We start from the raw sequence: 19696 nt of genomic DNA on the forward strand, positions 1-19696 counted from the left end.
CGATGGATAATCTAAAGGATAGTTTCCTTAAGTTAGCAAAAGATAGGAATTTGTTTGGAGAACACCAGAAGGTTTTAATAGCCCTTTCTGGAGGAGTGGATTCCCAAACCCTCTTTAATCTACTTTACAGCTTGAAAGATGACCTTGGAATTGAACTTGGTGTAGCTCATGTAAACCATAAGCAGAGGCAGGAAAGTGACCTAGAAGAACGTATTTTGATGGAGCGGATGCATGATTTATCCATCCCTATCTTTACAAAATCATTTACAGGTAAATTTACCGAAGAAGCTGGTCGTAGCTTTAGATATAGCTTCTTTAAGGACCTTATGTTTACACATGAGTTTACAGCACTAGTAACAGCTCACCATGCAGACGATGTAGTTGAAACAGTCTTAATGAAGCAGATTAGAGGCAATCGCTTGCGTCATCTTGGTGGGATTAGGGAAAGGCAGGATTTTGGTGGAGGAGAGTTAATCAGGCCCCTTTTAAGTTTTAGTAAATCTGATTTTGAAACAAGGGATTTTTTTGATGACTATACTAATAGGGAAAATCTATACTTGCGAAATCTTATTAGAAATCAAGTAATACCACAATTAGAGGATATAAATCCATCATTTAAGGACGGTCTTTTATCCTTAGTAAAAGAGATTAATATGTCTTTAGAGGTAGTTGAAGAAAATATTGCAAAACTTGGCCTTTCTAGTGACAAGGTTAATCTAGCTATTTTTATGGATCAAGGAGAGGCTTTAAGGAATTTTATTCTACAGGATTATCTGGAAAAATTTCCTGATTTAAAGGTTGGTAGGCGGCAGTTTGATGAACTTTATCAAATGCTTATAAGGCCAGGACAATTTACAGTCAATGTATCTAAGGATTATAAGTTGATTAAGGATAATGATAATTTTTACTTTAAGAGGCAGGATCAATCTCTTGAGATTAAGCAATTTGTAGTTACAAAAACAAGGCCTACGGGGACTTCCTATGAAAAACTCTATATCCCCAAAGATGCTGACTTTTCCACAAGAAATAGGCAGGCTGGGGATAAAATTTTAATCAATGGCGTTAACAAAAAAATTAGGCGTTATTTTATTGACCAAAAAATCTCCCTGCTTGAGCGTGAACATGCCCAAATTATCGAAGTAAATGGGGAGGTTTATGGTATCTTGGGGATGGTTACAAGTGATTTGAGTAAATCCCTTAAAAATGATAAAATTAGGGATACTTTATACTACTATGAGAGGTGAGAAGATGTTAGAACAAGATATAAAGAAAGTATTATTTTCAGAAGAAGAGTTGCAAGAGAGAGCTGTTGAATTGGGGGCAGTTTTAACTGCAGATTACCAGGATAAAAATCCCCTAGTCGTTGGAATCCTTAAGGGCTCTGTCCCATTCTTAGCAGACCTTACCAAGAGGATTGATGCCCATCTTGAAATGGACTTCATGGTTGTTTCAAGCTACCACGGGGGAACTTCTTCAAGTGGTGAGGTTAAGCTAATCAAGGACCTTGACACAAGTGTTGAAGGGCGTGATATCCTAATCGTTGAGGACATCATCGACACAGGTCGCACACTTAAGTATCTGGCTGAGCTTCTTGAGCACCGTAAGGCTAACTCTGTTAAGATCGTAACCCTTCTTGACAAGCCTGAAGGACGTGTTGTTGATATCGAAGCTGACTACGTTGGTTTCAATGTTCCAAATGAATTTGTAGTTGGATATGGTCTTGACTTTAACGAAAACTACCGCAACCTTCCATACATTGGTGTTCTTAAAGAAGAAGTTTACCAATAAACAAGACTTAAGTACCATAGTTATTTAAGATTTTATATTATAAAATTTATATATTTGATAAGTAACCAGGGGCATTTATGGTGCTTATAATTGGAATTTCATAAGAATTCTGTCATAATATAAAAAAATTAATGTTTTAGAAAAGGAAATAAATGAATAACAATAGGAAAAACAATGGTTTTGTGAAAAATTCCTTTTTGTATGTCCTACTTGTCATTGCTGTAGTATTTGGTCTTAATTGGTTTTTAGGTGATACTTCTACTTCAGTAAATAAGGTGGATTATACGGAATTTGTTAAAGAGCTGAAGGCTGGCGAAATTGAAAATATTAGTTACCAACCTTCTAGCGGACTTTTGGAAATCAAGGGTGATTACAAGTCAGAAAAATCTGTAAAAACTGACTCTGAGCTTAAGCTATTTGGCTCATCTAATGTCAAGGTAAGTAAGTACAGGACTCTTGTATTATCAAATGACTCAACAATTTCTGAAATTCAACAGCTATCAAATGATGCAGGAGTTGAGATTAAAGTCATTCCTGAAAGTTCAAGCGGTGTATGGCTTAGCTACCTAATGTCATTTTTACCATTGATTCTTCTAGTTGGTTTCTTCTACATGATGATGGGTGCCAATGGTGGTGGCCGTGGTGGTGCAGGAAATGCCATGAACTTTGGTAAATCTAAGGCTAAACAGCAAGACGGAGCTGCTGTTAAGGTTCGCTTCCAAGATGTGGCTGGAGCTGAAGAGGAAAAACAAGAGCTTGTTGAGGTTGTTGAATTCCTTAAAAATCCTAAGAAATTTACAGATCTTGGTGCCCGTATTCCTGCAGGTGTCCTTCTTGAGGGCCCTCCAGGAACTGGTAAAACCCTACTTGCTAAAGCTGTGGCTGGTGAGGCTGGTGTTCCATTCTTCTCAATTTCAGGTTCTGACTTTGTTGAGATGTTTGTCGGAGTTGGTGCGAGCCGTGTCCGTGATCTTTTTGAAAATGCCAAGAAGAATGCCCCAGCCATCATCTTCATTGATGAAATTGATGCAGTCGGTCGTCAGCGTGGTGCTGGTATGGGTGGTGGAAACGATGAGCGTGAGCAGACCCTCAACCAACTTCTTGTTGAGATGGATGGATTCCAAGGGAATGAAGGCATTATCGTAATCGCTGCAACCAACCGTAGTGATGTGTTGGATCCGGCCCTCCTTCGTCCAGGACGTTTTGACCGTAAAATCTTGGTTGGAGCACCTGACGTTAAGGGACGTGAAGCAGTTCTTCGCGTTCATGCTAAAAACAAACCACTTGGACCGGATGTTGACCTCAAGGTTGTAGCCCAACAGACTCCAGGTTTTGTGGGTGCTGATCTTGAAAACGTACTTAATGAAGCAGCTCTTGTGGCAGCTCGCCGTGATAAAAAAGTAATTGATGCTAGTGATATTGATGAGGCCGAAGACCGTGTAATCGCAGGTCCTGCCAAACGTGATAAAAAGGTATCTGCTAAGGAACGTGAGATTGTGGCCTACCACGAGGCTGGACACACCATTGTTGGACTTGTTCTGTCAAATGCAAATGTTGTTCACAAGGTAACAATTGTTCCACGTGGCCGTGCTGGTGGTTACATGATTTCTCTGCCAAAAGAAGATCAAATGCTCCTATCTAAGGAAGATATGCAGGAACGTCTTGCAGGTTTACTTGGAGGACGTAGTGCAGAAGAGATTATTTTCAACCAGATTACGACTGGTGCTTCAAATGACTTTGAACAGGCAACACAACTTGCCCGTGCCATGGTTACCCAGTACGGAATGAGCGATCTTCTTGGTACCGTTCAGTACGAAGGAAATCAATCAGTATTCGTGGGTCGTGACTATGGTCAAACTAAGGGTTATAGTGAAGCGACTGCAGTTGCCATTGATGAAGAAGTTCGTCGTATCGTTGCGGAAGCTCATGAACAGGCCCTTCAAATCATTGAAGACAACCGTGAAGCCCATAAAAATATTGCTATGGCTCTCCTTAAATATGAAACTCTTGACGCCCGTCAAATTATGAGTATCTATAAGACAGGTAAGATGCCGGCTGACTTTGTTGATGATGAACCTGAGGTTGCACAAACTTATGAAGAAGCTAAGGCTGAATCTGATAAGATTGACCACGACCGTCAAGTTACTGAAGAAAAAGAAACAGGAGAAGCAACTGATTAATATCAGTTGCTTTTTTTTATGGTCTTAGCCATCGACATATTATCTTGTTTTTTAATTTTATTTATAGTAAAATTGAGGATACCTTTAAACTGTGTGAATATTATGGAAATATCGCAATGGAGGAATTTTTTTTAAGAGGAATAATTTATGAACATCTTTCGTAAGAAGAATCTAAGTTCTGGAAAAACTGAGATGAAAAGGCATTTAAGAACCTTTGATCTTATCTTTCTTGGGCTTGGAGCAGTAGTTGGTAGTGGGATATTCACTATCACAGGTATTGGAGCAGCTGAATATGCAGGACCAGCCCTTGTTATATCAATTATCATTGCAGCCCTTGCTGTTGGTATTTCAGGTCTTTTTTTTGCTGAATTTGCTTCACGCTTGCCAGTAATTGGAGGACCTTATGGTTATCTATATGCTATTTTTGGAGAATTTATAGCTTGGATAGCTGGATGGCTTGTCATCATGGAGTTTTTATCAGCCGTCTCAGGAGTTGCTAGCGGTTGGGCATCTTATTTAAAGGGTCTTTTCCATATTAGTTTACCAAAGGCCCTAAGCGGACCTTTTAATCCGTCTGAAGGAACTTATATTGACATTTTACCTGTCCTAGTTATTGTTTTAGTAACTGCTATTGTTCTTATGAACTCAAAGGTTGCCCTTCGTTTTAATGGTGCCCTTGTTGCCCTTAAATTTTCAGCCCTAGCTCTTTTTATCATTGTTGGTATTTTCTTTATTAAACCTGAAAATTGGTCTAATTTTTCACCTTATGGTTGGGGATCATTTTTTGGAGACCCTAATCAAAATAAGGGAATTTTAGGTGGGGCTGCCATTATGTTCTTTGCCTTTTTAGGATATGAATCAATTGGGACAGCTGCTGATGAAGCCATTGAACCTCAAAAATCGGTTCCCCGTGGTATAGGTGGGGCCTTAGCTATTGTAGCCCTTCTTTATATCGTTGTAACCCTTATTCTTACGGGTATGGTTAATTATACAAAATTAAATGTAGCAGATCCCCTAGCCTTTGCTCTTCGCCATGTGGGTATGTCATGGGCTGCCAACTACATCTCAATTGTTGCTATTTTGACCCTGGTTACAGTTTGTATTTCAATGATTTTTGCTCTTGCTCGAATGATTTATGGAATTAGCCGGGATGGGCTTATTCCAAAAAGTTTTAGTAAAATTTCTGAAAAAACTAAGGTGCCAACAAATGCAACCTTGCTTGCAGGATTTGTATCTGCAGTAGCAGCAGGTATTAGTAGCTTAAATCAGCTGGCAGAATTTGTAAATATTTGTACCCTAGCCTACCTTATTCTTTTAGCCCTTGGAATTATTAAGTTAAGACATGACCAAGGTCTTCCTGAAAAGGGACAGTTTAAGACACCTTTAGTTCCCCTTTTACCAATTATTTCAATTGTTATTTGTGTAAGTTTTATGAGTCAATATAGCTTGATCACTTGGATTGCCTTTGGTGTTACCTTAGTCATTGCAACAATTATCTACTTTACCTATGGTTACAAGCATAGTGAGCTTAATAAAAAATAAAAAAGTTTGGAAGATTTCTTCCAAACTTTTTTATTTAAAATAATTTTTTCTTACGAATATTATAGGTAAAGCCACTTCCAATTACCTCGTGAACATTAATGACTGAGATGAAGGCATTTGGATCAACATCAAGCATGAGATTTTTAACGCGGGGGATTTCTTCTGGTGACAGGACAATGTAGATGACTTTTTTATCAGTCCCAGAGTAAACTCCTTCGCCATTTAAAAATGTAGCACCGCGGTCAATTTCATTGACGAGCTTAATACCAGCTTCTTCGGCCTTATTTGATATGATAATCATTCCTCGGACAGCATAACCACCATTTTGAATGATTTCGACAGCCTTGCTGTAAACAAAGCTTGCTATCAAGGTATACATCATATGCTTAACATCAATATAAGAAAGGCTTGCCACAAGGACAATGATATCAATGAATAGTAGGGCTTGACCCAGTTGAACACCTTTTTTAATCTCCAAAACCTTTGCAATAATATCAGAACCACCAGATGTTCCACCGAAGCGAAAGATTATTCCAGTCCCAACACCAGCAAAGGTTCCTGCAAGAATACCTGCAACCAGAAAATCACCGTCAACGTTAATGGAAAGGTCAAATTTTTGGAAGTAGTAGATGAAAATTGACATGACGATGGTTGAATAGATGGTGTAGGCGATAGATTTTTTACCCAGATACTTGTAGCCTAAAATGAAAGGCGGAATATTTAAGATAACCCGGGTGAAGGCTGGGTTTATTCCTAGCAAAGCGTGGATGATTAGGGTTATCCCACTGACACCACCCTCAGCTAGTTGGTGTGCCATATTGAATTCAACAAATCCAAAGGCATAAATGGCTGTCCCAACTGTAACCATAAGAATGCTTACGGGATCAAAGATTGAATTGTTTTTTTTCATAATAGTCCTTGAGATTTTTAAAATATTAGGGCTTATCCTTCGTCAAAATTTCCGAGAATTTTAACATTTTCAGATATTGAAACAAAGGCATTTTCATCAACTTTTTTCATGTTATTTTTGAAGTATGAAAATTCTGCCCTGGTAATAATTGTAAGTAGGATGGTCATTTCATCGTGGCTATAGGCACCCTCAGCATTGTTTATGATGGTAACTCCCCGGTGTAATTTATTCTGGATAAAGTCAGATACTTGATGGGATTTTTTGGTAACAATCATAACCTGCATCTTCTTTTGCTTGGTGTAAATAGCATCCGTTACCCTACTTGAGACAAAAATGGTGAAAAGTGAGTAAAACATGTACTTCCAGCCAAAGAGAACTCCAGTAATAAGCACGATTACGGCATTAAACATGAGGGAGATGTGACCGACATTTCGGCCAGTTTTTTTGCGAATGGCAAGACTTATAATGTCTGTTCCCCCGCTTGAAATTCCATTTCTAAAACTATAACCAATCCCAGCTCCCATGATAAGTCCACCAAAGATAGCGTTGATTATTGGATCTGTTGTTAGGACAACCTCAGGTATTATCTGCATGAAGATAGAGCTTAGGGTTACTGTTAAGATAGTATAGAGGGTAAATTTATGACCAATTTTCTTCCAGGCTAAAATAAAGAGGGGAAGATTTATGGCATAAAGGGTAACCGACACAGGAATGGTGAAGCCCAACAGCCTATGGCTTAGGGTTGAAAGAATCTGGGCAAGCCCAGTCGCTCCAGTTGAATAAACATGACCCGGAACGAAGAAGAAATTGACTGCAATACTGGATAGGATGGCATAGACAATTGAGGCTGAGAATTTTTCAGTAAACTGCTCTATTGTATTCTGGGCTCTAATATCTTCTGAACTTTGTTTGGTAAATGGTATTTTCATAGGCTTATTCTTTATCTGCCTTGACTTCCAGGTGAAGCTCCTCAAGTTGTTTTGGTGCTACAAGACTTGGTGCTTCGGTCATTGGGTCGCTTGCCTTATTGTTTTTCGGGAAGGCGATAACTTCACGGATGTTGTCTTTCTTAGCTAGAAGCATAGCAAGACGGTCAAGACCAAGTGCTAGTCCTCCGTGTGGTGGGAATCCGTAGTCGAGTGCTTCAAGAAGGAAACCAAATTGCTCGCGGGCATCTTCTTCGCTGAAGCCTAGGGCTGTAAACATTCTTTCTTGAAGTTTGCGAGTGTTGATACGGAGGCTTCCTCCACCAAGTTCATATCCGTTGAGGACAACATCGTAGGCAACGGCACGTACCTTTTCAAGGTCTGACTCAAGGAACTCTTCACTTTCCTTAGTTGGAAGTGTGAATGGGTGGTGGGCTGACATGAAGCGTCCTTCTTCTTCACTGTATTCAAACATTGGCCAGTCGATTACCCATAGGAAGTTGAATTTGTCAGTGTCAATTAGGTCAAGCTCTTTAGCAAGACGGCTTCTTAGGGCACCAAGTGTGTTGTTTGCCACATCTAGTTCGTCAGCAACAAAGAGGATTAGGTCTCCGTTTTCTGCCTTAAGTTCTCCTAGGAGTTCAGGAGTCTTGTCAGTTAGGAATTTAGCAACTGGTCCAGTTAGGGCGTCGCCGTCAACCTTAACCCAGGCAAGACCTTTTGCACCAAACTGCTTAGCAAATTCAGTCAGCTTGTCGATGTCCTTACGCGAGTATTTGTCTGCAGCACCTTTTGCAAGGATTGCCTTAACTGCAGGAGCTTCTGAGAAGACCTTGAAGTCAACAGTTTTTGCAAGGTCAGAGATGTCTACAAGTTTCATATCAAAACGTGTGTCAGGCTTGTCGCTTCCGTAGAAGTTCATAGCATCATCATAGCTCATGCGTGGGAATGGAAGTTGCACGTCGATGTTAAGTGCTTCCTTCATAACTTTTGCAAGAAGTCCTTCAGTTAGGTCCTGGATATCTTGGTCGTTTAGGAATGAAGTCTCAAGGTCGACCTGTGTGAATTCAGGCTGGCGGTCACCACGAAGGTCTTCGTCACGGAAACATTTAACGATTTGGTAGTAGCGGTCAAATCCAGCATTCATAAGGAGCTGTTTAGTGATCTGTGGGCTCTGTGGAAGGGCATAGAAGTGTCCCTCAGAAACACGGCTTGGTACTAGGTAGTCACGGGCCCCTTCTGGAGTTGACTTAGTAAGAACTGGTGTTTCCACATCGATAAAGTCAAGGTCGTCTAAATAGTGACGGATTGATTTAGTGATCTGGTGGCGCAGTTTGAAGTTGTTAAGCATTTCCGGACGACGGAGGTCAAGGTAGCGGTAACGAAGACGAGTTTCGTCACTTGCGTTCATGTCGTCAGTGATCTCAAAAGGAGTTGTTTTTGAGGTATTAAGAATTGTAAGGGCAGAAACTGCAAGTTCAACTTCACCAGTTGGGACCTTGTCGTTTGTACTTGTACGGCGGACAACCTCACCAGTAACCTCGATAACGTACTCATTACGGAGTGACTCAGCAGTAGCCATAACCTCGCTTGATACGTGTTCAGGGTTGATGACAAGTTGCATGATTCCTTCGCGGTCGCGTAGGTCGATGAAGATTAGACCTCCAAGGTCACGGCGGCGTCCAACCCATCCCTTAAGGGTGATTGTTTCACCAATATTTGCACTGCGTACTTCTCCTGCGTACATGGTTCTTTTCATTACATTTTCTCCTCTAATTCATCAAAAATTTTCCCAAAGTCTTCACTGATCTCTGAGATAGTTGTTGTTACTTCCTTGCGGCTTTCGTTGTTCTTAACCTTGATTACACCACTTTCAACCTCAGACTCACCAAGGGTGATAACCATTTTGGCCTTGTAGGCTTCAGCACTCTTGAACTGGGCCTTGATTTTGCGTCCAAGGTAGTCGCGGTCTGCTTTAAATCCTTGGTTGCGTAGACTTTCAACAAGCTTAAGGGCTGGAAGGTTTGCTGCTTCGCCAAGCACGATAACATAGGCGTCAAGTGAGTTGGCTGTTGGGATTTCAATTCCCTGCTCTTCCATAACTAGAAGAATGCGTTCCATACCAAGACCAAACCCAAAAGCGGGAGTTTCAGGGCCGTTGAAGTATTCAACAAGTCCGTCATAGCGTCCACCAGCACAGATGGTAAGCTCAGTCCCCTTAACGTCAATCATAAATTCAAAGATTGTGTCGTTGTAGTAGTCAAGACCACGGACCATGGTTTGGTCGATGATGTAGTCGATATTTAGAGCTTCAAGCATGGCACGAACCTCAGCAAAGTAGGCACGTGACTCGTCAGTCAGGTAGTCAAGAACCTGTGGAGCATCCTTAATGATTTCGCGGTCGCCGTTGTCCTTGCTGTCAAGGATACGAAGCGGATTTTCCTTGAGGCGGCGTCTGCTATCCTCAGAAAGTTGACCCTCAAAAGGTGTCAGGTAGTCGACTAGGGCTTTGCGGTAGTTGGTGCGACTTTCCTTGTCCCCAAGGCTATTTAGGTGGAGTTTGATTCCCTCAATCCCCAGTTGATCAAAAAGGGCGTAGGCCATGGTGATGGTTTCAACGTCAGTTGCTGGATTTTTTGAACCAAAGCATTCGACACCGATTTGGTGGAACTGGCGGAGGCGTCCAGCCTGCGGGCGTTCATAGCGGAACATTGGGCCTGTATAATAAAGCTTAACGGGCTTTTGAACCTCTGGGGCAAAAAGCTTATTCTCAACATATGAGCGAACAACTGGCGCTGTTCCTTCAGGACGAAGGGTGATATGACGACCCCCCTTGTCCTCAAAATCATACATCTCCTTGGTGACGATGTCACTGGTGTCTCCGGCACTGCGGCTGATTACTTCGTAGTGCTCAAAAATGGGCGTGCGAATCTCCTGGTAGTTGTAGCTTGAGAAGACAAGGTTTGCTGTCTCTTCTAAAAACTGCCATTTTGCACTTTCGCCAGGCATAATATCTACGGTGCCTTTTGGTCTTTGTAGCTTCATAATACTTCCTTTCTATAGAAAAAGCCCTTGGATTAATCCAAGGACGTAAAATACGTGGTGCCACCTTTTTTCACAGGGGTATCCTGCCTCATAAGCTGTAACGTTGCTAGCGATAATAAGTCACGGATGGGTTGTATCCTTTCAGCCAGGGGACACTCTCTGCTAGGGATATTGTAACAAATGATTGGTCATTCCTCAAGGTTAAAATTTTTATTTTTTAAGAAAGATGCAGTTTGTAAAGTAAAAATACTTTACAAAACTCTTGTATTTGTTTCAAAAACATGTTAAGATACTAAAGTATTTGAATTTAAGGGCCCAGTGCCTAGTCAAAGAATATAATAAAAGGAGACATACACATGGCAGTACCAGCACGTCGTACTTCAAAATCTAAAAAAAATAAACGCCGTACTCACTACAAAATTTCAGCTCCAACTGTAACTTTTGATGAGACTACAGGTGATTACAACCGTTCGCACCGTGTATCACTTAAAGGATACTACAAGGGTCGTAAAGTTACTAAGGATTAATAGGAGGCTAATATGCGCGTAAACATTACTTTGGAACACAAAGAATCTGGTGAACGTTTATATCTGACTCAAAAAAATAAACGTAACAACCCAGACCGTCTTGAACTTAAAAAATATTCTCCAAAACTACGTAAACACGTTGTTTTCAAGGAAGTTAAATAATAATAAAGATAAAAGCCTATCAAAAGATAGGCTTTTATTTTAGAAAGGGAAGGCTTATGACAAGAGAAGAGTTTGAAGGAAGAATTAGGGAAGAGCTTAAGATGCCATTTTTTAAGCTCCAATTAGAAGGCCATACTTATTCAGAAGAAGAGTACCAAGCTTTCAAAAGGGATTTACTTGATTATTATAAGGATTATGTCCAAGATCTTGATACGGATTTTCAAGGTGGTCTATAAGCATAAAAAAAGACGTGTAAACTACACGTCTTTTTTTATGCTTTTTTATCTGCAATGTAGTCGATAACATTTCCGATTGTAATAATCTTTTCAGCATCTTCATCAGAAATTTCAATGTTAAATTCATCTTCAAGAGCAAGAGTAAATTCCATGATTGAAATTGAGTCAGCGTGGAGATCATCAACGATATCTGTATCTACTGTGATCGATTCTGGATCCACTTCTAAATTTTCTACCAAGGTAGTTTTAATCTGGTTAAAAATTTCTTCTTTAGTCATTTATCTCTTCTTCACTTTCTTTTTGATAATATTTTACAAGTTGTCCAACGACATCACTTTCAAGCATCTTATTAATTTGCTTAATGGTTGAGTAGATGGCTTCACCAGAAGATGAACCATGAGCTTTGATTACTGGTGATTTTAGCCCGAATAGGACAGCTCCACCGGCTTTTTCGTAATCCATCTTATCCTTAAGACCCATTAGGCTATCTTTAAGAAGGAGCCCTCCAAGTTTTCCAGAAATTCCGCCCTCTTTAATGGCTCCTTTAAGGAGTGTCATGATGTTACTTGCAGTACCTTCCATGGTCTTTAAGACAGCATTCCCTGTAAAACCATCGGCCACAATGACGTCAGCAAGGCCTTCTTGGAGGTCACGAGCTTCGATATTACCTACAAAGTTAATGCTCTTGTCTTCTTTGAATAGCTGGTAAGCCTCCTTGAGGACTGGTGTTCCCTTTGAAGCTTCCGTTCCATTATTTAAAAGTCCCACTCGAGGATTTTTGATGTCCCTGACATTTTTTGCATAAAAACTTCCAAGGGTTGCATAGTCACGCAGCTGCTTGGCAGTGTTTTCAGTGTTGGCACCAAGGTCAAGCATATCAAAGCCCCGACCATCTAAGCTTGGGAGTGTAGACATTAGAGCAGGACGCTCAACCTGTTTGATTCGTCCCACAACAAAGATTCCACTTGCAAGCAGGGCTCCAGTATTTCCCGCTGATAAAAGGGCATCAGCTTCCCCGTCTTTTACTGCTTGAGCAGCACGAACCATACTTGAGTCTTTTTTACGACGGATGGCCTTCACGGGCTCATCATCACCTTCAATTTTTTGGCTGGTATGGACAATTTTTATATTTTTATCATCAACTAGGTGTTCCCTAATCTTTTCTTCATCACCAAAAAGAATAAATTCTAAATCTGGAAAATCCTTTTTAGCTAACTTTACTCCGTCAATAATAGCTTTTGGAGCGTGGTCACCACCCATCGCATCAATAGCAATTCTCATAATTTCTCCAATTTTTTAAGTAGATAAAAGAGTTTTTTATCTGGCATTCTGCTTCTGTGTTAGAAGAGTCTATCACAAATTTACTAATTTTTCAATTTGACCAATTGTAGCTTCATCATTACAGTGACCAATTTGATACTTACAAATATCCTTAACTTCGTCACGGGCATTTTCTGTAGCATAAGAGTGGCCAACATAGCTAAGCATCTCAAGGTCGTTTAAGTTATCACCAAAGGCTGCCATATCTGCTGGATCAATGTTTAATTTTTCAGCCAAATGACTAAGGCCAAGGGCCTTATTAACATGACCGGCCATGATATCAATCGATTCAAAACCAGTAGTAACTCCCCGGTAAGGCTTGATTCTTTCATTCACCCAGTCCTGGGCATTAAGAACGTGCTCTCTAGGGAAGGTTACCATAACCTTTAAGACGTCATCTTTGAGATCATCAAAATTATCAATTAATTTAACATTTGAATAATATTTCTTGAAGTGGCTGATAATCTCATCATCTGCCGATTCAAGAATATAGGCTGATTCCTTACCAGATAAGGAAATACTATCCCTATTAACGTGTGGATGATTGGCTAAAATCTTGGTGATTTTTTTATATTCATCGGGATTCATCTTATTTTCATAAAGAATCTCGCCACCATACTCAACAATACTTCCATTTTCAGCAATGAAGGCTACCTGATCTGTAAAATCAGAAAATAGGTCCTTGAGGCTGGCAAGCTGTCGCCCACTTGCCGCAGCAAAAATGATTCCCTGATTTTTAAATTCTTCTAAAACATGTCCCAGGCGTTTTTTATCAAAACTCCCATCTTCCTTGAGGAAGGTACCGTCCATGTCGGTTGCAACTAGCTTAATCAAATCTATCTCCCTTAAAATTTTGAGAACAAGGTCCGACTAATTACCTTAGTCCTTCCAAAGTTCCTTAACCTTACCTTGAACTTCTTTGTTTTCAAGGAATTCGTCATAAGTTTCATCAATTCGGTCAATAACCCCGTTTTTAGAAAGAACAACGATATGGTTGGCTAGGGTGTTGATAAATTCGTGGTCATGGCTGGCAAAAAGAATACTTCCCTTGAAGGCTTTAAGGCCGTCATTTAGGGCAGAGATTGACTCTAGGTCCAAGTGATTAGTTGGGTCGTCGAGAACAAGGACATTAGACTTAAGCAGCATGAGCTTACTTAGCATAACGCGGACTTTTTCTCCCCCACTTAAAACATTAACGGACTTATTAACTTCTTCTCCTGAGAAAAGCATACGCCCAAGGAAACCACGGAGGAAGGTATTGTCATCTTCTTCCTTGCTTGCAAACTGACGAAGCCAGTCAAGGATAGTTTCTCCACCAGCGAAGTCACGTGAGTTATCTTTTGGTAGGTATGACTGACTTGTTGTAACTCCCCACTTGATTTCACCAGTGTAGTCGATGTCACCCATAAGTGCACGCATAAGAGCAGTAGTTTGGATGTCATTTTGCCCAATAAAGGCTGCCTTGTCACCTGGTTTAAGAATGAAGCTAATATTATCAAGGATTACTTCGCCATCAATTTCGATGCGGAGGTCCTTAACAGATAAAAGGTCATTTCCGATTTCACGTTCTGGTTTGAAGTTGATAAATGGATATTTACGGCTTGAAGGAACGATTTCTTCAAGTTCAATTTTATCAAGCATTTTCTTACGTGAGGTTGCCTGTTTAGATTTAGAGGCATTGGCTGAGAAGCGGGCAACGAACTCTTGCAGCTCCTTGATTTTTTCTTCAGCCTTACGGTTTTGGTCCCCTTGAAGCCTTGCTGCAAGTTCACTAGATTCCTTCCAAAAGTCGTAGTTACCAACATAAAGCTTGATTTTACCAAAGTCAAGGTCGGCCATGTGGGTACATACCTTGTTTAGGAAGTGACGGTCATGGGATACGACGATTACTGTGTTTTCAAAGTTAATTAAAAATTCCTCAAGCCAGTTGATGGCTTGAATATCAAGACCATTGGTCGGCTCGTCTAGTAGAAGAACGTCAGGTTTACCAAAAAGAGCTTTGGCAAGAAGAACCTTAACGTGCTCACCGGCTGTAAGGTTGGCCATAACGTCATTGTGTAAGTGCACTGGGATTCCCAGGTTTTGTAGAAGGGAAGCAGCTTCACCTTCAGCCTCATATCCACCCATTTCTCCAAATTGTGCCTCAAGTTCTGCTGCACGCATGAAGTCATCGTCAGTTGATTCTGGATTCATGTAGATGGCATCTTTTTCAGTAGCAATCTTTGAAAGAGCCTCGTTACCAGCCATAACCACGTCAAGTGGAGTCTGCTCCTCATAGTCAAAGTGATTCTGACGAAGGACAGAAAGGCGTTCGTCTGGTCCAAGAGATACATGACCTGTAGTAGGTTCGATGTCTCCAGCAAGGATTCTTAGGAAGGTTGATTTACCAGCACCATTGGCACCAATAAGTCCATAACAGTTCCCTGGATTAAATTTTATGTTTACTTCATCGAAAAGTTTGCGGTCTGAAAATTGTAGACTAATATCATTAACTGTAAGCATTTTTTCTCCTATAAATGTAGATATATTCTTTTATTTTACAGGTTTTTTAGTTAAAAGTAAATCTCAGGGCATTATTATAGGGAAAGGACACTCTCTCTAGGAGAGCATGAAGAAGCTAGAATCTTACATTTTTGTAAGTCTCAATTTTTTCCAATGTGGTATAATGAGAGCATGAAGAAAATACAGACATTTTTTACTGGCAACCGTATTGCTAATTTTACGGCTAGAACAGTACTATATTTTGTTATCCTTGTGGGACTACTTTATCTATACCACTATTCGGGAATAGGCCAGGGTGGCTTCTTGTATAATGAATTTTAGGAGGAGGAAACTATGATAGATAATATGATTAAAACTATTGATAGCCATGATGCAGGAAGTCCTGTTTATGATTATTTGGGTCAAGTATATAGCTATGGTGACTTAAAGGAGAAATCTGATCAGCTTGCTGCTCATCTACTTGGGCAAAACTTGCCTAAAGAAGCTCCAATTATGGTTTATGGTGGCCATCAGTTTGAGATGATTGTAGCCTTTTTGGCTTCAGTTAAAGCAGGACATGCCTATATTCCTGTTGATGTGAATTCATCGATTGAGCGAATTGAAGGAATTATTGAGGTTGCAAATCCTGCAGCTCTTATTCCCGTCAATGAGCTTCCCCTTGAGATTGATATTCCAGTCATTGAATTAACTGATGAGATATTTGTGGGAAGTCCTGTAATTGATCCGACAAATTTTGTCAAAGATGATGAAAATTACTACATAATCTTTACTAGCGGGACAACAGGCAAGCCAAAGGGCGTGCAAATTAGCCATAACAATCTTTTAAGCTTTACAAACTGGATGCTTGCTGATTTTAATCTGCCTGAAAAACCGGTAACTTTGGCTCAACCACCATATTCTTTTGACCTGTCAGTCATGGACTGGGCACCAACCTTAGCCTTAGGAGGAGTTTTAAAGGCTCTCCCTAAAGAAATAGCAGATGACTTTGCTCGATTCTTTGCCCTTCTTCCAAAAATGAATTTACAGGTTTGGGTGTCAACTCCGTCATTCTCTGAGATTGCCATGCTGTCACCAGAGTTTAATCAAGCTAATTACCCAGAGCTTAAGCACTTCCTTTTCTGCGGTGAAGAGCTTACGGTTGGTACTGCTAAAAAACTTAAGGAACGCTTTCCTGCGGCACAAATCTTTAATACCTACGGGCCAACTGAGGCAACTGTAGCTATTACTGAGATTGAGATTACAAGTGACATCATTGAATCAAGTGAGCGTTTGCCGATTGGTCGTGTTAAGCCTGATACTAAGATTCATATTGTTGACGGTGAAATCGTCATCGCAGGTCCTGGAGTTTCAAAGGGTTATATGAATAACCCAGAGAAAACAGATGAAGCCTTTTATGAAATTGACGGGGTTCCTGCTTATAAAACTGGGGATTTAGGTAAATTTGATGAAAATGGCATCCTCCACTACGGTGGTCGTAAGGACTTCCAGATTAAGCTTCATGGTTACCGAATTGAGCTTGAAGAGGTAAACCACTTCCTTAACCTGTCAAAATATGTCAAGTCAGGTGTGGCTGTTCCTAAGTACGGAGCTGACCACAAGGTTCAAGCCATGATTGCTTACGTGGTACCTGAAGCAAATGATTTTGAAAAAAATATTGAATTGACAAACGCCATCAAGGCAGAGCTTAATGAGTTGATGATGCCCTACATGGTGCCAAGTCGTTTCAAGTATGTAGACAGTCTACCAATTTCTCCAAATGGAAAAATTGACCTTAAGGCTGTAATTGCTGAGGTGAACAAGTAATGCTTGATTTTTTACATAAGATACCGAACTTCGAGGCTTATGGGAATCCACAATACTTTTTCTATCTAGCTATTGCCCTCATTCCAGTAGCAATTGGAATTTACCGCCAGAAGAGATTTCACCTCTATGAGGCCTTGGTACAATTTGTTTTTATCTTCCTGATGTTTACAGGAGGGAAAGTTAACCAAGGTTTAGCTCTTCTTGCCTATATTGTATGGGAATTTGTGATTGTAGGCTCTTATTTGACCTATAGGAAAAATGCAAATAGGACTTGGGTCTTCTATCTGATGACCGTTCTTTCAATCCTTCCCCTAGCAATTGTTAAGCTTTCTCCAGCTCTTTTAGGTCACAATTCCCTATTAGGTTTTATCGGGATAAGTTATTTGACCTTTAGATCGACTGGGATGGTTATGACAGCAAGGGACGGTGTGATATCAGGCTTTAATCCTTGGATGTTCTTTAAATTCGTCCTATTTATGCCGACCTTTACAAGTGGGCCCATAGACCGTTATGAGCGTTTTGAAAAGGACTATGATAATCTACCAACTAAAGATGAATATCTGGATATGATTCAGAAGGCTGTCTGGTATATCATGGTTGGTTTCCTTTTTAAATTCATAATCGCTTATGTCTTAAAAGATATTGCCATGCCTTATGTCGAGGACCGAGCCCTATCTCGTGGTGGCTTTTCTTGGTCACTTCTTGGATACATGTACGTTTACGGGCTTGATCTCTACTTTGACTTTGCTGGTTATTCCCTCTTTGCCGTGGCAATCTCATATATCTTTGGGATTAAGTCACCAATGAACTTTAACAGACCCTTTATTTCAAAGAACTTAAAGGATTTCTGGAACAGATGGCACATCAGCCTAAGCTTTTGGTTTAGGGATTTCGTCTTCATGCGTTTGACCTTTACCCTGATGAAGAAAAAAGTCTTCAAGAGCCGTGTTACTACAGCAAACGTTGCCTACATCCTTAACATGCTTCTCATGGGATTTTGGCACGGGGTTACTTGGTATTATATAGCTTATGGACTCTTCCATGGTCTAGGACTTGTTGTTAATGATGCCTGGCTTCGCTATAAAAGAAAACATAAAAATCAAATTCCACACAATAAATTCACGGAGATTTTTGCAATCTTCCTAACGATTCAGGTGGTCTTTGTGGGATTCTTGATATTCTCAGGATTCCTTGATAAACTATTTTTTAAATAAGAAAATTTGAGAGGAAATATAATATGGAAAACGTAAGAGATGGAATTATTGAAATCATGACTGAGGTTTCAGGAGAAGATGTAACTTCAATGATGGATGAAAACTTCTACGATAATGGATTACTTGATTCAATGGCAACAATTGAAGTGCTTATGAGCATTCAAGATGAGTTTGGAGTGACAATTCCTGTTCTTGGATTTGTCCGTGAAGAGTGGGATACACCAAACAAGGTCATTGCTAAAGTTACGGAGATGCTTGGATGAGACTAATAAAACGCCTGTGGTGGATTTTTGGTCCCTTATTGCTTGCTGCAGGTCTTTTATTTGCTTTACTTGTTTTTACCAAGTCTGACGGTAGATTTTCTGAGAAAATTTTAACACGTGCAGCTTCATCCCTTGAAACACGTATTTTTAAGGGGCGGGCCCACAAGCATGCAGCCTTCACAGACGAAAGTAAAAACTATGTTCCCTTCATGGGTTCAAGTGAGTTGACACGTTTTGACTCCTTTCACCCATCTGTTCTTGCAGACAAGTATAAAAGAGACTACACCCCCTTCCTTCTAGGATATATGGGAACCCAGTCTTTTGCCCAATATTCAGCCATGCAGCCAATAATTAAAGATTTAGCCGGTAAAAAGGTTGTCTTTAGTATTAGTCCCCAGTGGTTTGATCCCAAAAGTCAAAGTAAGGCAGCCTTTCAGACCTTTTACTCAAAACTTCAAGGAATATCATTTTTAAATAATGCAACAGCTTCGCAAGAAGATATTTATGCAGCCAAAAGATACCTTGAGATGGATATTCAAAATGGTGGTCTCTTCAAGCAGATAGCTGACGGAAAGCCACTTTCTGATTTGCAAAAGAAGAAGAGTGTCTTTGAAGAAAATATCTTGGCCAATGAGGATTTACTTTTTTCTCATTTCGATATGACGGATAATTATGACAAGAAGATTCTTCCAAGAGAGGCTGATCTTCCCGATACTTATGACTATAATGTCTTGGATCAACTAGCTATTAAGGAAGCTAAGGCCAATACGACCAATAATAATTTTGGCATTAAGAATAGCTTTTATAATGAGCGTCTGAGGGAAAGTGTCGGTAAACTTAAGGGTACTCAGGCAGGCTTTGACTATACAAAGTCAGTTGAATACAACGACTTCCAGTTGGTTTTAAATGAATTTGCTAAAAATAATGTCGAAGTCCTCTTTGTAATTCCACCCATTAATCAAAAGTGGATTGACTACACAGGTCTTCGCCCTGAAATGTACCAAGCAACTGTTAAGAAAATCAAGTATCAGTTAGAGTCACAAGGCTTTACCCATATTGCTGACTTATCCCATGCTGGTGTAAATGAATATTACATGCAGGATACCATTCATATTGGTTGGCGGGGTTGGCTTGATTTAGATACCTATATCAACCCCTTCTTGACAGGAAGCACTGGAAAATCAACCTATAATCTAAATAATACAGAGTTTCTTTCAAAAAATTGGGCAACCATGGACCCAGCAGATATTACAGACTTTAAGGAAAATTAATCAAATA

At 40.1% G+C, this 19696-nt stretch carries 20 protein-coding genes; 12 read left to right on the forward strand and 8 right to left on the reverse strand.

Translation table 11 applies throughout. From position 1 onward, the window contains the following. Positions 1–2: 2 nt before the first annotated feature. From tilS to OZX68_00085, 4 genes are all read left to right on the forward strand, one after another. The gene (tilS, locus tag OZX68_00070; protein WEV60691.1) at positions 3–1244 is read left to right on the forward strand and encodes a tRNA lysidine(34) synthetase TilS; all 1242 of its coding nucleotides are present in this window, start codon (positions 3–5) and stop codon (positions 1242–1244) included. Between the two features lie 4 nt (positions 1245–1248). Then, positions 1249–1788: a hypoxanthine phosphoribosyltransferase gene (gene hpt / locus OZX68_00075; protein WEV60692.1), complete on the forward strand. Its 540-nt coding sequence runs from the start codon at positions 1249–1251 to the stop codon at positions 1786–1788. A gap of 152 nt (positions 1789–1940) precedes the next feature. Further along, complete coding sequence (gene ftsH / locus OZX68_00080; protein WEV60693.1) at positions 1941–3968, forward strand: ATP-dependent zinc metalloprotease FtsH; 2028 nt, start codon at positions 1941–1943, stop codon at positions 3966–3968. A gap of 147 nt (positions 3969–4115) precedes the next feature. Beyond that, positions 4116–5510 carry an amino acid permease gene (locus OZX68_00085; GenBank protein WEV60694.1) on the forward strand — a complete coding sequence of 465 codons (1395 nt, stop codon included), beginning with the start codon at positions 4116–4118 and terminating at the stop codon, positions 5508–5510. 34 nt (positions 5511–5544) lie between these two features. Here OZX68_00085 and OZX68_00090 read toward each other — a convergent pair whose 3' ends face one another. Genes OZX68_00090 through hisS form a run of 4 tightly spaced genes read right to left on the reverse strand, consistent with a single transcriptional unit; the run spans position 5545 to position 10391 of the window. Then, positions 5545–6420 (reverse strand): YitT family protein, encoded by an 876-nt coding sequence (locus tag OZX68_00090; protein ID WEV60695.1) that lies wholly within the window; start codon positions 6418–6420, stop codon positions 5545–5547. A 32-nt stretch (positions 6421–6452) separates the two neighbouring features. Then, positions 6453–7349, reverse strand: coding sequence for a YitT family protein (locus tag OZX68_00095; GenBank protein ID WEV60696.1), 897 nt, complete (start codon positions 7347–7349; stop codon positions 6453–6455). 4 nt (positions 7350–7353) lie between these two features. Then, a complete protein-coding gene (gene aspS, locus OZX68_00100; GenBank protein WEV60697.1) occupies positions 7354–9105 on the reverse strand; it encodes an aspartate--tRNA ligase in 1752 nt (583 codons plus the stop codon). After that, positions 9105–10391 carry a histidine--tRNA ligase gene (gene hisS / locus OZX68_00105; GenBank protein ID WEV60698.1) on the reverse strand — a complete coding sequence of 429 codons (1287 nt, stop codon included), beginning with the start codon at positions 10389–10391 and terminating at the stop codon, positions 9105–9107. The genes aspS and hisS overlap by 1 nt, the downstream gene beginning before the upstream one ends. A 356-nt stretch (positions 10392–10747) precedes the next feature. Here hisS and rpmF point away from each other — a divergent pair, with 356 nt between their 5' ends. Genes rpmF through OZX68_00120 form a run of 3 tightly spaced genes read left to right on the forward strand, consistent with a single transcriptional unit; the run spans position 10748 to position 11316 of the window. Beyond that, positions 10748–10918, forward strand: a complete 171-nt coding sequence (gene rpmF, locus OZX68_00110; protein ID WEV60699.1) for a 50S ribosomal protein L32 — start codon at positions 10748–10750, stop codon at positions 10916–10918. Positions 10919–10930: 12 nt separating this feature from the next. Then, a complete protein-coding gene (gene rpmG, locus OZX68_00115; GenBank protein ID WEV60700.1) occupies positions 10931–11080 on the forward strand; it encodes a 50S ribosomal protein L33 in 150 nt (49 codons plus the stop codon). A gap of 56 nt (positions 11081–11136) precedes the next feature. Continuing rightward, entirely contained in the window at positions 11137–11316 is a 180-nt protein-coding gene (locus OZX68_00120) for a hypothetical protein (GenBank protein WEV60701.1), read from the forward strand. Between the two features lie 35 nt (positions 11317–11351). On the opposite strand, the gene acpP is transcribed toward OZX68_00120, so the two are convergent. From acpP to OZX68_00140, 4 genes are all read right to left on the reverse strand, one after another. Beyond that, positions 11352–11594, reverse strand: coding sequence for an acyl carrier protein (gene acpP, locus OZX68_00125; GenBank protein WEV60702.1), 243 nt, complete (start codon positions 11592–11594; stop codon positions 11352–11354). Continuing rightward, positions 11587–12597, reverse strand: a complete 1011-nt coding sequence (gene plsX / locus OZX68_00130; GenBank protein WEV60703.1) for a phosphate acyltransferase PlsX — start codon at positions 12595–12597, stop codon at positions 11587–11589. Before plsX ends, acpP begins: the two co-directional genes overlap by 8 nt. 72 nt (positions 12598–12669) lie before the next feature. Beyond that, the gene (locus tag OZX68_00135) at positions 12670–13470 is read right to left on the reverse strand and encodes a Cof-type HAD-IIB family hydrolase (protein WEV60704.1); all 801 of its coding nucleotides are present in this window, start codon (positions 13468–13470) and stop codon (positions 12670–12672) included. A gap of 45 nt (positions 13471–13515) precedes the next feature. Further along, a complete protein-coding gene (locus tag OZX68_00140) occupies positions 13516–15138 on the reverse strand; it encodes an ATP-binding cassette domain-containing protein (protein WEV60705.1) in 1623 nt (540 codons plus the stop codon). A 171-nt stretch (positions 15139–15309) separates the two neighbouring features. Here OZX68_00140 and OZX68_00145 point away from each other — a divergent pair, with 171 nt between their 5' ends. Genes OZX68_00145 through dltD form a run of 5 tightly spaced genes read left to right on the forward strand, consistent with a single transcriptional unit; the run spans position 15310 to position 19689 of the window. After that, positions 15310–15459 carry a teichoic acid D-Ala incorporation-associated protein DltX gene (locus OZX68_00145; GenBank protein ID WEV60706.1) on the forward strand — a complete coding sequence of 50 codons (150 nt, stop codon included), beginning with the start codon at positions 15310–15312 and terminating at the stop codon, positions 15457–15459. A 12-nt stretch (positions 15460–15471) separates the two neighbouring features. Then, on the forward strand, positions 15472–16941 hold the full coding sequence (dltA, locus tag OZX68_00150; protein WEV60707.1) for a D-alanine--poly(phosphoribitol) ligase subunit DltA: 1470 nt from the start codon (positions 15472–15474) through the stop codon (positions 16939–16941). Then, positions 16941–18155: a D-alanyl-lipoteichoic acid biosynthesis protein DltB gene (gene dltB / locus OZX68_00155; protein ID WEV60708.1), complete on the forward strand. Its 1215-nt coding sequence runs from the start codon at positions 16941–16943 to the stop codon at positions 18153–18155. The genes dltA and dltB overlap by 1 nt, the downstream gene beginning before the upstream one ends. Before the next feature lie 23 nt (positions 18156–18178). After that, on the forward strand, positions 18179–18418 hold the full coding sequence (dltC, locus tag OZX68_00160; protein WEV60709.1) for a D-alanine--poly(phosphoribitol) ligase subunit DltC: 240 nt from the start codon (positions 18179–18181) through the stop codon (positions 18416–18418). After that, positions 18415–19689: a D-alanyl-lipoteichoic acid biosynthesis protein DltD gene (dltD, locus tag OZX68_00165; protein WEV60710.1), complete on the forward strand. Its 1275-nt coding sequence runs from the start codon at positions 18415–18417 to the stop codon at positions 19687–19689. The genes dltC and dltD overlap by 4 nt, the downstream gene beginning before the upstream one ends. The last annotated feature ends 7 nt before the right edge of the window (positions 19690–19696 follow it).

This window comes from Streptococcaceae bacterium ESL0729 (assembly GCA_029391995.1).
In the GTDB taxonomy this organism is placed as follows: Bacteria; Bacillota; Bacilli; order Lactobacillales; family Streptococcaceae; genus Floricoccus.

Coding starts and splice junctions, on each gene's coding strand:
- hpt (WEV60692.1), top strand. CDS start 1,249: ATGTTAGAACAAGATATAAAGAAAGTATTATTTTCAGAAGAAGAGTTG.
- aspS (WEV60697.1), bottom strand. CDS start 9,105: ATGAAAAGAACCATGTACGCAGGAGAAGTACGCAGTGCAAATATTGGT.
- rpmF (WEV60699.1), top strand. CDS start 10,748: ATGGCAGTACCAGCACGTCGTACTTCAAAATCTAAAAAAAATAAACGC.
- tilS (WEV60691.1), top strand. CDS start 3: ATGGATAATCTAAAGGATAGTTTCCTTAAGTTAGCAAAAGATAGGAAT.
- ftsH (WEV60693.1), top strand. CDS start 1,941: ATGAATAACAATAGGAAAAACAATGGTTTTGTGAAAAATTCCTTTTTG.
- OZX68_00090 (WEV60695.1), bottom strand. CDS start 6,420: ATGAAAAAAAACAATTCAATCTTTGATCCCGTAAGCATTCTTATGGTT.
- OZX68_00095 (WEV60696.1), bottom strand. CDS start 7,349: ATGAAAATACCATTTACCAAACAAAGTTCAGAAGATATTAGAGCCCAG.
- rpmG (WEV60700.1), top strand. CDS start 10,931: ATGCGCGTAAACATTACTTTGGAACACAAAGAATCTGGTGAACGTTTA.
- dltA (WEV60707.1), top strand. CDS start 15,472: ATGATAGATAATATGATTAAAACTATTGATAGCCATGATGCAGGAAGT.
- dltB (WEV60708.1), top strand. CDS start 16,941: ATGCTTGATTTTTTACATAAGATACCGAACTTCGAGGCTTATGGGAAT.
- dltC (WEV60709.1), top strand. CDS start 18,179: ATGGAAAACGTAAGAGATGGAATTATTGAAATCATGACTGAGGTTTCA.
- OZX68_00145 (WEV60706.1), top strand. CDS start 15,310: ATGAAGAAAATACAGACATTTTTTACTGGCAACCGTATTGCTAATTTT.
- OZX68_00120 (WEV60701.1), top strand. CDS start 11,137: ATGACAAGAGAAGAGTTTGAAGGAAGAATTAGGGAAGAGCTTAAGATG.
- acpP (WEV60702.1), bottom strand. CDS start 11,594: ATGACTAAAGAAGAAATTTTTAACCAGATTAAAACTACCTTGGTAGAA.
- OZX68_00085 (WEV60694.1), top strand. CDS start 4,116: ATGAACATCTTTCGTAAGAAGAATCTAAGTTCTGGAAAAACTGAGATG.
- dltD (WEV60710.1), top strand. CDS start 18,415: ATGAGACTAATAAAACGCCTGTGGTGGATTTTTGGTCCCTTATTGCTT.
- OZX68_00140 (WEV60705.1), bottom strand. CDS start 15,138: ATGCTTACAGTTAATGATATTAGTCTACAATTTTCAGACCGCAAACTT.
- plsX (WEV60703.1), bottom strand. CDS start 12,597: ATGAGAATTGCTATTGATGCGATGGGTGGTGACCACGCTCCAAAAGCT.
- hisS (WEV60698.1), bottom strand. CDS start 10,391: ATGAAGCTACAAAGACCAAAAGGCACCGTAGATATTATGCCTGGCGAA.